The sequence below is a fragment of the Pseudomonas sp. HY13-MNA-CIBAN-0226 genome (genome assembly GCF_040310305.1).
GTDB lineage: Bacteria > Pseudomonadota > Gammaproteobacteria > Pseudomonadales > Pseudomonadaceae > Aquipseudomonas > Aquipseudomonas gregormendelii.
Genome location: NZ_JBEOPS010000379.1, coordinates 1 through 259 on the forward strand (window position 1 = coordinate 1; position 259 = coordinate 259).

The following is a 259-nucleotide window of genomic DNA, read 5'->3' on the forward strand; positions in this document are numbered from 1 at the left end:
TCTCTGTGAATCCAGTTGATACTAAAGTGAGAAAAAACTCGTCTGAAGCAAATAATCGTATTTTAGGTTGGGATGCCGTTGGGGAAATTATTGAAATTGGCTCAAAAGTTACCTCGTTTAAAGTAGGAGATTCTGTTTGGTATGCTGGCGATTTAACCCGAGATGGTAGTAATGCTGAGTTTCAAGCAGTCGATGAACGAATTATCAGTCTTAAACCAATTACAGTATCTAATGCAGAAGCAGCAGCATTGCCATTAAC

The 259-nt window shown here is 38.6% G+C and carries 1 protein-coding gene; it reads left to right on the forward strand.

What is annotated here, in order from left to right; translation table 11 throughout:
* On the forward strand, positions 1–259 hold a 259-nt coding region (locus tag AAEZ05_RS29185; protein ID WP_350650105.1), incomplete at both ends, for an alcohol dehydrogenase catalytic domain-containing protein.